We start from the raw sequence: 13361 nt of genomic DNA on the forward strand, positions 1-13361 counted from the left end.
GATGTGGCGATTATTCTGGGTGTCGACCCCGGCTCAAGGATCACCGGTTACGGGATTATCCGGGTTGATGGCCGGCACATAGAATACATCGACAGCGGCTGTATCCGCATGGGTGAAAAGCCCATGCCGGAGCGCCTGAAAATCATTTTTCAAAGCCTGGTGAGTTTGATTACTGAATACCGGCCGCAGGAATTTGCCATTGAGCAGGTGTTCATGGCCCGCAACCCAGATTCCGCACTCAAGCTTGGGCAAGCCCGTGGCGCCGCTATTGTCGGTGCTGCCACCAGTGGGCTGGCGGTGCATGAATACTCGGCTCGGCAGGTAAAGCAGGCCGTGGTGGGCAAGGGTGGCGCCGATAAATCCCAGGTACAGCATATGGTGCAAGTGTTGCTGTCACTTTCTCGCAAACCCCAAGAAGATGCAGCCGATGCCTTGGCTATCGCCCTGTGTCATGCGCACATGAATCAAAGCATTTTGAAAGTGGCAGGCGGTGCGGGTAAAGCCCGCAGCGGGCGCGTGCGACAACAATAAACTGCTCTGCAGAGCGGCAGGAGGCAATCCTTGATAGGTCGTATCCGAGGTATTTTGGTTGAAAAAACACCTGGGCAGGCGCTTGTTGAATGCAGCGGCCTGGGTTACGAAGTTGATATTCCTTACACCACCTTCTTTCATCTGCCAGAAACCGGCAGGAGGTTACCCTTCATACACACTTTGCGGTACGCGAAGACGCTCAGAGCCTGTTTGGGTTTGCGTCACGGCTTGATCGTGACTTGTTTCGGTTACTGATCAAGGTTAACGGCGTGGGCCCAAAAATGGCCACCGGCATACTGTCTGGTCTGGACGCTCAACAGTTTATTCGCTGTGTGGAGGGGCGAGATATCAACTCACTGGTTAAGCTTCCGGGGGTTGGTAAGAAAACAGCGGAGCGCCTGTTAATCGAGATGACAGACCGCATCAAACAGCTGGAAGGGCAGTTTGTGCCTGGGTCTGCGCACTCAGAGGTTTCTGGAATAAAAGCCCGCCAGGCTTCGGCGCACTCACACAAACCCGTCGACGAAGCAGAAGCTGCGCTCATCGCCCTTGGGTACAAACCTCAGGAGGCTGCACGGGCTATTACCAGGGTGTCGGAAGAGGGCATGTCCAGCGAAACCCTGATTCGCTTGGCTCTGCGCAATATGATCCCTGCTTGATGACGTGACTTTAATATGTCGCCTGTGTGGCGCCAAACCTGTAGAGAGCGTAACGTGACACGCAGGTGGCTGTTTGTACAATTGGGTCACTTTTGGTTTCAAGTGGCAGTCTATTGATTCCCGATAAGCGGATAAGTACATGATTGAATCCGACCGACTGATCTCAGCCCGGGCCGGTGACAACGAAGAGGTGCAGGATCGCGCTATCCGACCCACGTTGCTTTCGGAGTATGTGGGACAGCCCGTTGTGCGGGAACAGATGGACATCTTTATTTCTGCGGCTCGCGGCCGCCAGGAAGCGCTGGATCATGTCCTGATTTTCGGCCCTCCAGGGTTGGGCAAAACCACACTTGCCAACATTATTGCTAATGAGATGGGGGTGGCTATAAAAACCACCTCCGGGCCGGTGCTTGAGAAAGCCGGGGATTTGGCAGCAATGCTGACTAATCTTGAAGAGGGCGACGTTCTCTTTATTGATGAAATACACCGACTGAGCGCTGTGGTGGAAGAAATCCTGTATCCCGCGATGGAAGACTATCAGCTGGATATTATGATCGGCGAAGGCCCTGCAGCACGTTCGATCAAGCTGGATTTGCCGCCGTTTACTTTGGTTGGCGCAACCACCCGGGCCGGACTACTGACATCGCCTCTGCGGGATCGTTTCGGCATTGTGCAGCGCTTGGAGTTCTACAATACGGCGGATCTTACGCATATTATTATGCGTTCCGCGCGCCTTTCAGGCGTTGATATTGATGAAGAAGGTGCCCACGAAATAGCTCGCCGTTCCCGGGGGACGCCTCGAATAGCCAATCGGCTGTTGCGACGGGTTAGGGATTACGCGGAAGTGCGGGCAGACGGCCACATTAATGCAGGAATTGCAGACCAAGCCTTGAATATGTTGAAGGTTGATGGGCAAGGCTTCGATCATATGGATCGGCGCTTACTGTTGGCGATGATTGAAAAGTTTGATGGCGGCCCGGTCGGCGTTGAAAGCCTTGCCGCCGCGATCAGCGAAGAGCGGGGTACGATTGAGGATGTGCTGGAGCCCTTTCTCATTCAGCAAGGTTTTATGTTGCGTACGCCTAGAGGCCGTATGGTGACATCCCATGCGTATCAGCACTTCGGTATTGCAAGGGTGAACCCGGATACTGCAGGAGGCTCCCTTGAGTGATGGCCAAAGCCCGGCAACGTTCGCATGGCCTGTGCGGGTATACATTGAAGATACAGACGCCGGAGGCATTGTATTTCATGCCCGGTATCTCCATTACATGGAGCGCGCCCGTACAGAGTGGGTGCGCAGCTGTGGAGTGGGGCTGCGGGCCGGGCTGGCTGACAACATAAGCTACGTTGTGCAGCGCCTGTCGATTCACTATGCCGTGCCTGCAGTGCTTGATGATGAGCTCACTGTAACCGCAGAGCCAATAGCATTTGGCCGGGTGTGGATGACGTTTCGGCAGCGGGTCGTGCGGGTGCGAGATAGAAAGCAGTTGTGTGAAGCAGAAGTGAGAGTTGCCTGCGTAGCCCTCGATAGCGGGCGGCCAAGGCGTTTGCCGGAAAACATGCGGGAGCTGCTCGAGCAGAGCAAGCAATATCCTGAAACAAAACACGAAATAATCCAGGAGTAAGTGGTGGATTCGGAACTGTCGGTCTGGAGTCTGATTTCAAATGCCGGTGTGTTGGTGCAACTGGTTATGTTGCTACTTGCCGCCGCATCGGTCATGTCTTGGGCGCTTATTTTTCAGCGCTTTCAGGTATTTCGCAAGGCTCGACAGGCGCAGCTCGCGTTTGAAGAGCGGTTTTGGTCCGGCATGGATCTGGGTCAGCTCTATCGTGAAGTGAACGCTGAGCCAACGCCGTTCTCAGGAATGGAATCGCTATTTCGTGCCGGCTTCAAAGAGTTTTCTCGGCTGCGCCAGCAAAGCCGTGATGCAGATGCCGTTATGGACGGAACTCAGCGAGCCATGCGAGTTGCATTTTCCCGGGAGCAAGAGCGCCTTGAGGCTCATCTGCCGTTTCTTGCCACAGTGGGCTCAACCAGTCCGTATGTCGGCCTGTTCGGTACCGTGTGGGGCATCATGAATTCGTTTCGTGGTCTGGCGCAGGTTCAGCAGGCCACGCTGGCCACGGTGGCGCCCGGTATTTCAGAAGCGCTGATTGCGACCGCTATGGGCCTGTTTGCTGCTATCCCTGCGGTCATCGCATACAACCGGTTCTCCTCAAAGTCGGATGCGCTTCTGAAGAATTACGAAACCTTTGCTGATGAGTTCTCCAGCATTCTGCATCGTCGTGTTCACAGTGCCGACAAGGGCGCAGCGTAATGACGTTTCCCGTTAACAGCCGGAGTACAGCGCTATGAAAGGTATGGGGATGATGCCCGAAAATCGGCGCAAGCCGATGGCGGAAATTAACGTCGTTCCATACATCGACGTGATGCTGGTGCTGTTGGTTATTTTCATGGTCACGGCACCCATGCTTACTCAGGGTGTAAAAGTAGATCTCCCAGAGACCGCATCTAATCCTATTCAGGCCGATAAAAATGTGGAATCCATCATTGTATCGGTGGATTCCAACGGTGCTTATTATGTTGAGGTTGGCGACAAGGGCAGCGACCCTATGCCTCTTGCGGAGGTTCGTGCACAGGTGGCCAAAATCCTGTCACAGAGAACATCCAGAGACATACTTGTGCGCGGTGACGAGAATGTGGAGTACGGCACTGTGGTTAGGTTGATGGCAGCGCTTCAGGGAGCGGGGGCAACTAGCATTGGTCTGATTACCGATACGCTCCCGGACGAAACGTGAGAAAAGAGCAGGCGGAATTGTTGTGACAGGTCAGGAACGGGAATTTACCAGTACCGGCGTGCCGGCTTGGAAGTCGCCATTCGCGCTGTCGCTTGCTTTACACCTGCTTATCGCCGGTGTCGCCCTTGCAGGCTGGTCGTGGTCGTCGGCTATCCAGGAGCCGCCGCCCAACAGCGTGTCTGCTCGCCTTATCACCCAGCAAAAACCCGAGCCAAGCCCTGTAGTTGAGCCGTAGATCAGCCGGTAGATCAGCCGGTAGATCAGCCGGATCGAGAGGAAGAGCAAAAGGAGCTGGAGAAGCAAAAGCAGGCGCAAGCGCAGAAGCGCCAGAAAGAAGAAGAGGCGCGTAAGGCGGCAGAGCAGAAGAAGCGCGAAGACGCCAAGCAAAAAGCTGAAGAGCAAAAGCGCGAGCAGGCCAAGGCGGAAGAACGTAAGGTTGAAAAGACTCGAAAAGAAGAAGCCGCGCGCCAGAAAGCAGAAGCGGAAGCTAAGGAGCGAGAGCGCCGCAAAGCTGAAGCGGAAAAAAAGCAGGAAGAAGCCAAACGTAAGGCGGAAGAGGAAAAGCGGCGCCAGGAAGAACAGCGTAAGCGCGAAGAAGCCGAGCGTAAAAAGCAGGAAGAACAGGCACGTAAGGAAGCTGAGCGTAAGCGGCTAGATGCTGAGCGCAAGCTTCAGGAAAAGCAGCTGGAGGCTCAAGCCGATCAGGCCAGAAAGGCCCGCGCAGAAGAGGCGCAGCGCAGAAAACAAGCCGCTGCTGCCAAAGCTCGAGAATCCCAAATGCTGTCGGAGAGCCAGAAGTATCAAGCGTTGATCCGTGAGCGCCTCAGTCAGGCCTGGTATCCGCCTTCTTCAGCCACGGAAGAAATGACTGCTCGGTTGCAAATTACATTGCTGCCAACCGGTGAACTGGCCGGGGTTAAACTGGTCGCAAGCAGTGGCAATACAGCATTTGATAACTCTGCACTGGGCGCCGTCAAGTCATTAAGCCGGTACCCGGTGCCGTCTGAGCGGGACACGTTTGAAACCTATTTCCGCCAGTTTACGATTGAATTCAATCCTCGCAGATTGAGATAAGGAAGCGGGTAATTCCATGATACAGAGAATTTCGTTCACGCTATCAAAAATGGTTTTCGCGGCGGCCGCCTTAATGCTTGTAGCCGCTACCAGCGTACAGGCCGAATTGCTGATTCGTATTACCGAAGGGGCAGACTCTGCTATTCCGGTATCTGTGGTGCCATTTTCAGAAAGCGGTAATATGCCAGCAGGGGATAAATTGAGCAGCATTGTTCAGGCGGATCTGGCCATGAGCGGCGAGTTTCGCCCATTGCCTCCGGAGAAAATGCTAAGCCTTCCATCAAAGCGCTCAGATGTATATTTCCGGGACTGGCGCCTGCTTGGGCAACGTTATGTGCTGGTGGGTGAGCTAACCCGCAACGGCGACAGGGTACAAGCGCGTTACGAGCTGTTTGATGTTAACCGCGAAGAGCGAATTCTTGGTGAAACGGCCGCGGCGCCAGCATCGAATATACGTTCACTGGCCCATCACGTCAGCGATAAAGTGTACGAAGCTATCACGGGCGTTCCTGGAGCCTTCTCCACCAAGCTTGCGTACGTAACCCTTGATAGGACAAGCGGGCAACCCCGTTATCGGTTGCAGGTGAGTGATATAGATGGCAAGCGCGCCAGGGTTCGTCTTGAGAGCAAAGAGCCTATTCTTTCCCCGGCATGGTCGCCGGATGGCAAGAAACTGGCTTACGTATCGTTTGAATCCGGCAAGCCTGCCATATTCATTCATGAGCTGAATTCCGGGCAGCGCACAAAAGTGGCTGACTTTCCGGGCCTGAACTCAGCACCGACTTGGTCGTCCGACGGGCAGTCCCTACTCATGACTCTGTCAAAAGATGGCAACGCTGAGATCTATCAGATGAATCTTCAGTCCCGGAAAGTGACAAAACTTACCAATCACTGGGCGATTGATACAGAGGCTGCCTGGGATAGTAACGATGACGGCATATTCTTTACATCAGATCGTTCGGGCGGCCCACAGATTTACTACATGGCAAAGCCCGGTGCTGAGCCGCGACGCATCACATTTGGTAGCCGTTATAACGCTCGCCCGCGCCCAGACAGCAAAGGTGATTATGTGTATTACGTACATCAGCGCGATGGTGCGTTTCTCATTGCACGCACCAATCTTAAAAACGATGAGGAAACCGTTCTCACTCGTACAGAATCCGATGAGTCCCCCAGTGTGTCGCCAAACGGCCGCATGCTGATCTATGCCACCAAACAAAGCGGTAAAAGCGTACTGACGGTTATCTCGGCTGACGGAGGTGCTGCGTATAGCCTTCCTGCCTCGGAGGGAGACGTCCGTGACCCGGCCTGGGGGCCTATTGTTCGGTAATGGGTGGGTGCAAAAGCATTCACCTGAAAGGTAAAAAATTAAGTCAATCAACGGAAAGGAATGAATCATGAAGTTGTCAGCTCAAACCAAAGTTATTGCCCTTTTGTTCTCTGTAGGCCTTTTCGCAGGCTGTAGTACTACCGGTGAAAGCATGGACGACGGAGGTTATGACTCAGACGTTGCTCCCATCGACCAGGATCAAGGCTCTACTGTTTATGGCGGTAGCGATCAAGGTGGTATCTCTTCTTCTTCGATGACTGAGGAAGAGCGCATGGAAATTCAGCAGCAGGCTGAACTGGAAGCCCTGCGCGAAATCACCACATTCTATTTTGATTTCGACACCTCGGAAATCAAGCCGGAAGCTCGCGACGTACTGATGGCCCACGCCCGTTATCTATCCAGCAACCCAAGCCAGAATGTGCGTCTTGAAGGCCACGGCGATGAGCGCGGCTCCAAGGAATACAACCTGGCCATAGGTGAGCGTCGTGCAAATGCTGTTCAGCGCTTCCTGGTTGTGAATGGTGCTTCACGGGGCCAGATGGAAACCGTAAGCTATGGTGAAGAGAAGCCGGCGGTTATGGCTCATCAGAGAGTGCATGGGCACAAAATCGCCGTGTGGAACTCGTTTTCGAGTAAACGCACACACAACATCAGGTTAAACCCATGAGAAAACAGCTCATGGCGGCAGTGATTTTTCCGCTTGCCCTCGGGCAGGCGGGAATTGCGCTGGCGCAGTCATCTACGTCCGCATACCAAGGCGGTGCCTCAGACGTTCAGCGCAAGGCCAATACTAACCAGGCTACGTCTGAGCTCTTCTATATGATTCAGCAGCTTCAGGGCGAGGTCAGGCGGCTTAAGGGCGAAACTGAAGAGCAACGACACCTCATAGAGCGGTTGCAGAGCCAGGGCAGAGATCGTTACATCGATCTGGATCAGCGCATTCTTGATCTTTCAGAGAAGGTGTCGGCTCAACCCAAGGCTTCCGACGTTGCAGGTGGAGACTCTGGTGAGGATAAGAGCTCGGCCGAAGTACGAGAGTATCGGCAACCTGAGGCTGAAGAGCGCAAGGCATACAAGGCCATTCAGGATCTTATCCATAATCAGAAAAAATACGATCAAGCCATTGGCCAGCTTTATGAATTTATCGACAAGTACCCCGAAGGGGACCTGACAGTAAATGCCTATTACTGGCTAGGTGAAGTGTATCTTGTAAAGCCTCAGCTTGAGCAGGCGCGCCAGGCGTTCTCCATTGTGGCAACCCGTTACGCGGATCATCGCAAGGCGCCAGATGCGGTCTACAAGCTGGGTGTGACGCTGGATCGGCTCGATGAGAAATCCGAAGCTCGCCGGCAGATGGAGCAGGTCGTAAATGATTATCCCAAGAGCGAAGCTGCCCGGCTGGCCAAAAAATATCTGGGTTCAGGTCAGGGCTAAAACCGGGAATTAGAAAAATAATTAAAAACATGGCGCGAAAGGGTTGATCGTCGGGGAAAAATCATTACTATATGCGCCTCGCTTGGGTCGTTAGCTCAGTTGGTAGAGCAGTTGGCTTTTAACCAATTGGTCGATGGTTCGAATCCATCACGACCCACCATATTCGATATTTCGGGGCAGTTGCTGAGCCGCCACGGAATCGATCAGGGTCCAAGCACTGGTCACAAGTTTTGGGTCGTTAGCTCAGTTGGTAGAGCAGTTGGCTTTTAACCAATTGGTCGATGGTTCGAATCCATCACGACCCACCATATTTAGCGTTTTGAACGGTTAGTGAATTGAAAGTTAAAGGGCTGCAGAGATGCAGTCCTTTTTTTTTATGTGTTGATTGGGCCTACGACCAAGGGGGGGTGTTGTGAGACTCGGTATAGTCCGTACAGTGCTACCCGTGTTTGAAATGATATACTCAGACTTGGGACGTATTTGGTGGAAAGTAACTGGTGCTAAGTAACGGCAAAGTAATTGAGAGTATCCGTACATGACTAAAGCTGAAGACCGAATCCTTGTTCAGGAGCACTTGGCCCATGCAGCGGAGCCTAAGCCGCTCAGCGCTGATGAGAAGGCGCGGCTTGAAGCCCGTATCAAGGCTGCCCTCAAGGAAAAAGACGCCGTGCTTGTGGCGCACTATTACACAGATCCGGACATCCAGCGCCTCGCGGAAGAAACTGGTGGCTGTGTGGCAGACTCACTGGAAATGGCCCGTTTTGGTAATCAGCATCCCGCCTCAACTGTGGTTGTGGCCGGCGTTCGTTTCATGGGGGAAACCGCCAAGATACTGAACCCTGAAAAGCGTGTTTTGATGCCTACTCTGGAGGCCACCTGCTCTTTGGATGTAGGGTGCCCGGCAGATGAATTTCAAGCATTCTGCGATGAGCACAGCGACCGTACCGTTGTGGTGTATGCCAATACCTCCGCTGCTGTAAAAGCTCGCGCGGATTGGGTTGTAACGTCCAGTTGCGCTCAGGCTATCGTAGAAGATCTGGATTCCCGGGGAGAGAAGATCCTCTGGGCTCCAGACAAACATCTTGGCCACTATGTACAAAAGACCACCGGCGCAGACATGCTGCTATGGGATGGTTCGTGCATCGTGCATGAAGAGTTTAAGCACCGCGGCTTGGGGGATCTTCAGGCCCTATACCCGGATGCCGCCGTTCTGGTTCACCCAGAGTCTCCAGATGCGGTGGTTGAAATGGCAGATGTGGTCGGTTCCACATCGCAGCTGATTCACGCAGTGCAGACGTTACCGAACCAGCAATTTATTGTTGCTACGGATAACGGAATTTTCTATAAAATGCAGCAGCTTGCGCCCAATAAAACGCTCATTGAAGCACCAACGGCAGGCAACGGTGCCACATGCCGGAGCTGTGCCCAGTGTCCGTGGATGGCCATGAACGGTTTGGAGAACCTGCTTCAGGTAATTGAAAATGGCGACCAGGAAGTACTTGTGGATGCACAAACGCGAGAGGCTGCCCTAAAGCCCCTGCGGCGCATGTTGGACTTCACCGCAGGGATGAACCTTAAAGCTGCTGGTAACGCCTGAACTTAGTTGTTTTTGTGCATTTGAAGGCGGCTGGTGATTTCGCTCAGCCGCTCGCTTACCACCTGGCGCTGGGCTGAACCTGCCGGCAACTTCTCCTGAGCCTGCCTCAGCTGCCTCTGGGCCGACTCCAGGTCCCCCATCAGTGCATCGTATTCCGCTCGGGCACGGTGAACCCCCACGATGTTCCTGGCCATGCCTTCTGCTTCTGCCAAGCGAAGCCACAGCTGCTCCTGTTGGGGCATTCTGCGGGTCAGCTGCCCCAGATATTCAGCGGCTTGCGGGCCATTGCTGGCTGCAATTTCCACATCTGCGAGGGTGGAGGTAATAGGGTAGTTGCCCGGGTTTCGACTAAGGGCGTCTTTCAGCAGTGCGCGCGCCTCGTCGAGTTTTTTCTGTTGAATCCGTATTTCTGCCAGTGTTACCTGAAACGTTATCCGCCCCGGATTGCTGGCCAACAGCTCGTTAATAACATTGGTCGCCTTTTCAAACTGGTTGTTACTCAGGTATGCAGTTGCCAGCCCGTAACGAATCGCCTCATTGCTTTGCGCGTCCGGTTTCTTCAGATAGTTTTCGAATGTGTTTACTGCTACCTCGGGTGAGACCGCGTAGTGTACTTGCAGGCGGCTGCGCATCAGGTGGTATTCCTGTGCGTCCTGGATCGATTTTTTGGGATACTGCTCTGCACGGTTGCGGGTATCAGCCACCCGGCTCTGGGTAAGGGGGTGAGTTGAGAGATACTCCGGCATATTGTTTCCCTGTAACCGGTTTTGCCGCATCATGATTTCGAACATTTCAGGCATTCCCTGTGGGTCCATTCCGGCGGACGCCAGAATATCAAGCCCCACCCGGTCGGCTTCCTGTTCGTGGGAGCGGCTGTAAGCAACATGTTCTGAATGGCCAAGGCTTGGGTGCCTGCAATGGCTGCAATGCCTATATCAGATTGCGTAACTGCAGAAAGCACAATGCCCGCAATCATCCCAGCAATGGTGAGGGGCGCGCTGGTTTCCTGTTGTTCAAGCCGGCGTGCAAAGTGTCGTTGGCTAAGGTGGGCAAGCTCGTGGGCAAGCACAGAAGCAAACTGTTGCTCCGTAGCGGCGTTGAGAAACAGGCCCCCGTTAACACCGACGATGCCACCGGGCACCGCGAAAGCGTTGATGGCAGGGCTGTCAATCAGTGCAAGTGTAAGATCACGATTCTCCAACGGAGCAGAGGGTACCAGTCGATAAATAGCGGAGCTCAGATAATCGTAAACGAGAGGATCCGTTATGCGCGGTGCAGAGCGCCGGATCGATACCATAACCTGCTGACCAATATCGCTTTCTTGTTGGTCTGAAATAAGGCCGCCCCCGGCTCCTCCAATATTTGGTAGCCGAGAGTCTTGTGCTGTCGAGACAGGGCTTGACGTAAATGAGAGTGCAAATACCATAGCGATTGACAGCTTACGGTAACCGCGAAACTCTGTAAGAACGTTAATCATGTAAAGTGGTGTGCTCCTGATTTGAACCGCGCCTGCAACAGCGGTTTTCTGTTGAAATTCCGGTGGAACACCCGGAACTGCTGATTAACAGGTATTGTGATGCAATACAGTATCACTGAGGCATAATGCCGCCTTGCGAATTCCATGTCTTGTAATGGTGCATCTTTTTTATGGCTGATCGTACACTGGATACGTCTGGGCTTCGTTGTCCAATGCCCCTGTTGAAAACAAAACTGGAACTCAATGGCATGGCGCCCGGTGAAAAGCTTGAGGTGATTGCCACTGACGCGGGCTCCGCTCGCGATATCCCGGCCTTTCTGGAGTTGTCCCGCCACCGCTTGGTGAACTCGTCGGAAACTGATGGCCAGTATTGGTTTGTGATAGAGTGCGGCGGTTAATTTCCGGAGTTCTTAATGGTTAGAATTTTACGCGGACTTGCGCACAAATACTTTTCAGACGACGAAGCGGTCATCCTTTTTCTGATACTGGTGATCGGTACAGTTTTCGTCATCTGGTTCGGCGCCATGCTTGCGCCGGCCATAGCCTCACTCATTGTAGCGTTTATTCTACAGGGTCTGGTTACCCGGCTTAACACTCTGGGCGTGCCTGAGGGCCTGGCCATCGTAAGCGTGTTCCTGGTGTTTCTCGGTGTGCTCGTAGGTTCATTTTTGGGCTGCTGCCGCTCATCTGGACCCAAGTTAGCAACCTTGCAGGCGAAGCGCCCCGTATCATTGGCGAGCTGCAATCCTACCTTGAGCTGTTGCCCGATGAGTACCCGCACCTTATTTCTGTGCAGGCGGTTAGCAGTCTTTACGAGCAGGTGAACACGGAAGTAGGGCATATCACTCAATGGCTGGTGTCGTTCTCACTATCCAGTATTCCCGATTTGGTTGCGCTGTTGATTTATATGGTGCTTGTGCCGATTCTTGTGTTCTTTTTCCTGAAGGACCGGGAAGTTCTGCTGGGCGCCATCTCCAGGTTACTGCCTCCTCAGCGCCCGATGATGCTGCAAATCTGGCATGAAGTGAATCTGCAGTGTGCCAATTATGTGCGGGGGAAGGCTCTGGAAATCCTGATCGTTGGCGGCACAACTTATGTCGCGTTCAAACTTCTGGGTGTGCCTTATGCAGCATTGCTTTCGCTGTTGATTGGTCTGAGTGTTGTTATTCCATACATTGGCGCCGCCGTGGTTACTATACCGGTTGCGGTGATTGCGCTGTTTGCCTTCGGCTGGGGTAGCCACTTCATTTGGGTAATGGTGATATACGGCGTTATTCAGGCCCTTGATGGCAACGTGCTGGTTCCCGTGCTGTTCTCAGAAGTGAATAACCTGCACCCGGTTGTTATCATTATCTCTGTGCTGTTTTTTGGCGGTATTTGGGGGCTGTGGGGCGTTTTCTTTGCCATCCCGTTAGCTACTATGCTGAAAGCCGTGTTCTCCGCCTGGCCGGTGAAGGGGCCTCTACCGTCAACGACTTCAGGCCAAGTGTAATTTAATTCCCTTGTGTCAGTTCGTGACCAACATTACCATTACCATTTTATTCGGATGGAGCTTTTATGATTACGGGTAGCCTTGTCGCACTGGTCACGCCCATGCATCCAAACGGTGACATTCACTGGGAGGATCTGGACAAACTGGTAGACTTTCATTTGGAAAACGGTACAAACGGTATCGTTGCAGTGGGAACCACCGGTGAATCCGCAACGCTCGATCAGAAAGAGCACTGCCGGGTAATTGGTTACATTATCAAACGCGTGAATGGTCGCATCCCTGTTATTGCCGGCACGGGTGGTAACAGCACACGTGAAGCCATCCATCTGACAACCGAAGCACACAAGCTCGGTGCAGACGCTTGTCTATTGGTTGTGCCTTATTACAACAAGCCAACCCAGGAAGGCCTATATCAGCACTTCAAAACAATTGCTGAAGCGGTGCCCGGCATAAGCCAGATGCTCTATAACGTGCCTGGGCGCACAGCCTGCGACATGCTCAACGACACAGTTCTGCGCCTGGCTGATATTCCGAACATTGTGGCCATCAAGGATGCCACCGGCAATATTCCCCGGGGTGCAGAGCTGATACAAGCATTAGACGGTCGCCTTGCGGTCTATTCCGGAGATGACGCCACTGCCGCTGAGCTGATGCTCGCGGGCGGGCAGGGCAACGTTTCCGTTACGGCGAACGTGGCACCCAAGGGCATGTCCGACTTATGCGCCGCAGCCATTGCGGGCAATCGGGAAGAGACAGAACGATTGAATGAGCTTCTGATGCCTTTGAACCGCAAGCTGTTCCTTGAAGCTAATCCCATTCCGGTTAAGTGGGCGCTTCAGCGTATGGATATGATAGGCGGAGGTATAAGGCTGCCACTGACTCCGTTCAGTGAGAAGTTCCACGCCGAGGTTGAAGAAGCAATGAAAGTCTCGGGTGTACTCTGAGTTTGCTGACACCAACCCCGAAAC

The 13361-nt window shown here is 53.4% G+C and carries 12 protein-coding genes, 2 tRNA genes and 4 pseudogenes; 17 read left to right on the plus strand and 1 reads right to left on the minus strand.

Annotated features, from left to right (window positions below):
* Nucleotides 1-3: 3 nt before the first annotated feature.
* From ruvC to nadA, 14 genes and pseudogenes are all read left to right on the plus strand, one after another.
* Nucleotides 4-531, plus strand: coding sequence for a crossover junction endodeoxyribonuclease RuvC (ruvC, locus tag BCA33_RS04120; protein ID WP_071263621.1), 528 nt, complete (start codon nt 4-6; stop codon nt 529-531).
* A gap of 30 nt (nt 532-561) precedes the next feature.
* Nucleotides 562-1190: pseudogene (gene ruvA / locus BCA33_RS04125) on the plus strand (Holliday junction branch migration protein RuvA).
* Between the two features lie 139 nt (nt 1191-1329).
* Nucleotides 1330-2361, plus strand: coding sequence for a Holliday junction branch migration DNA helicase RuvB (gene ruvB, locus BCA33_RS04130; protein ID WP_071263622.1), 1032 nt, complete (start codon nt 1330-1332; stop codon nt 2359-2361).
* Nucleotides 2336-2815: a tol-pal system-associated acyl-CoA thioesterase gene (ybgC, locus tag BCA33_RS04135; RefSeq protein WP_071263623.1), complete on the plus strand. Its 480-nt coding sequence runs from the start codon at nt 2336-2338 to the stop codon at nt 2813-2815. The genes ruvB and ybgC overlap by 26 nt, the downstream gene beginning before the upstream one ends.
* Before the next feature lie 3 nt (nt 2816-2818).
* Nucleotides 2819-3508, plus strand: coding sequence for a protein TolQ (tolQ, locus tag BCA33_RS04140; RefSeq protein WP_071263624.1), 690 nt, complete (start codon nt 2819-2821; stop codon nt 3506-3508).
* A gap of 34 nt (nt 3509-3542) precedes the next feature.
* Complete coding sequence (gene tolR / locus BCA33_RS04145) at nt 3543-3989, plus strand: protein TolR (protein ID WP_071263625.1); 447 nt, start codon at nt 3543-3545, stop codon at nt 3987-3989.
* 22 nt (nt 3990-4011) lie between these two features.
* Nucleotides 4012-4224 (plus strand): hypothetical protein, encoded by a 213-nt coding sequence (locus tag BCA33_RS22670; protein WP_368087213.1) that lies wholly within the window; start codon nt 4012-4014, stop codon nt 4222-4224.
* A 56-nt stretch (nt 4225-4280) separates the two neighbouring features.
* Nucleotides 4281-5063 carry a cell envelope integrity protein TolA gene (gene tolA, locus BCA33_RS04150; RefSeq protein WP_368087214.1) on the plus strand — a complete coding sequence of 261 codons (783 nt, stop codon included), beginning with the start codon at nt 4281-4283 and terminating at the stop codon, nt 5061-5063.
* A 49-nt stretch (nt 5064-5112) separates the two neighbouring features.
* Nucleotides 5113-6393 (plus strand): Tol-Pal system beta propeller repeat protein TolB, encoded by a 1281-nt coding sequence (gene tolB / locus BCA33_RS04155; RefSeq protein ID WP_254774176.1) that lies wholly within the window; start codon nt 5113-5115, stop codon nt 6391-6393.
* 67 nt (nt 6394-6460) lie between these two features.
* Nucleotides 6461-7029: pseudogene (gene pal / locus BCA33_RS04160) on the plus strand (peptidoglycan-associated lipoprotein Pal).
* Between the two features lie 27 nt (nt 7030-7056).
* Nucleotides 7057-7827, plus strand: a complete 771-nt coding sequence (ybgF, locus tag BCA33_RS04165; RefSeq protein WP_071263630.1) for a tol-pal system protein YbgF — start codon at nt 7057-7059, stop codon at nt 7825-7827.
* Between the two features lie 84 nt (nt 7828-7911).
* Nucleotides 7912-7987, plus strand: a tRNA-Lys gene (locus BCA33_RS04170).
* Nucleotides 7988-8059: 72 nt separating this feature from the next.
* A tRNA-Lys gene (locus BCA33_RS04175) sits at nt 8060-8135 on the plus strand.
* 227 nt (nt 8136-8362) lie between these two features.
* Entirely contained in the window at nt 8363-9424 is a 1062-nt protein-coding gene (gene nadA / locus BCA33_RS04180) for a quinolinate synthase NadA (protein ID WP_071263633.1), read from the plus strand.
* 2 nt (nt 9425-9426) lie between these two features.
* On the opposite strand, the pseudogene BCA33_RS04185 reads toward nadA, so the two are convergent.
* Nucleotides 9427-10850: pseudogene (locus BCA33_RS04185) on the minus strand (M48 family metalloprotease).
* Nucleotides 10851-11071: 221 nt separating this feature from the next.
* Here BCA33_RS04185 and BCA33_RS04190 point away from each other — a divergent pair.
* The 3 genes and pseudogenes from BCA33_RS04190 (at nt 11072) to dapA (ending at nt 13337) form a co-directional block, all read left to right on the plus strand.
* Nucleotides 11072-11299 (plus strand): sulfurtransferase TusA family protein, encoded by a 228-nt coding sequence (locus tag BCA33_RS04190; RefSeq protein WP_071263637.1) that lies wholly within the window; start codon nt 11072-11074, stop codon nt 11297-11299.
* 15 nt (nt 11300-11314) lie between these two features.
* A pseudogene (locus BCA33_RS04195) lies at nt 11315-12393 on the plus strand (AI-2E family transporter).
* A gap of 65 nt (nt 12394-12458) precedes the next feature.
* On the plus strand, nt 12459-13337 hold the full coding sequence (gene dapA, locus BCA33_RS04200; protein WP_071263640.1) for a 4-hydroxy-tetrahydrodipicolinate synthase: 879 nt from the start codon (nt 12459-12461) through the stop codon (nt 13335-13337).
* The last annotated feature ends 24 nt before the right edge of the window (nt 13338-13361 follow it).

Source organism: Marinobacter sp. AC-23, from assembly GCF_001858325.1.
In the GTDB taxonomy this organism is placed as follows: Bacteria; Pseudomonadota; Gammaproteobacteria; order Pseudomonadales; family Oleiphilaceae; genus Marinobacter.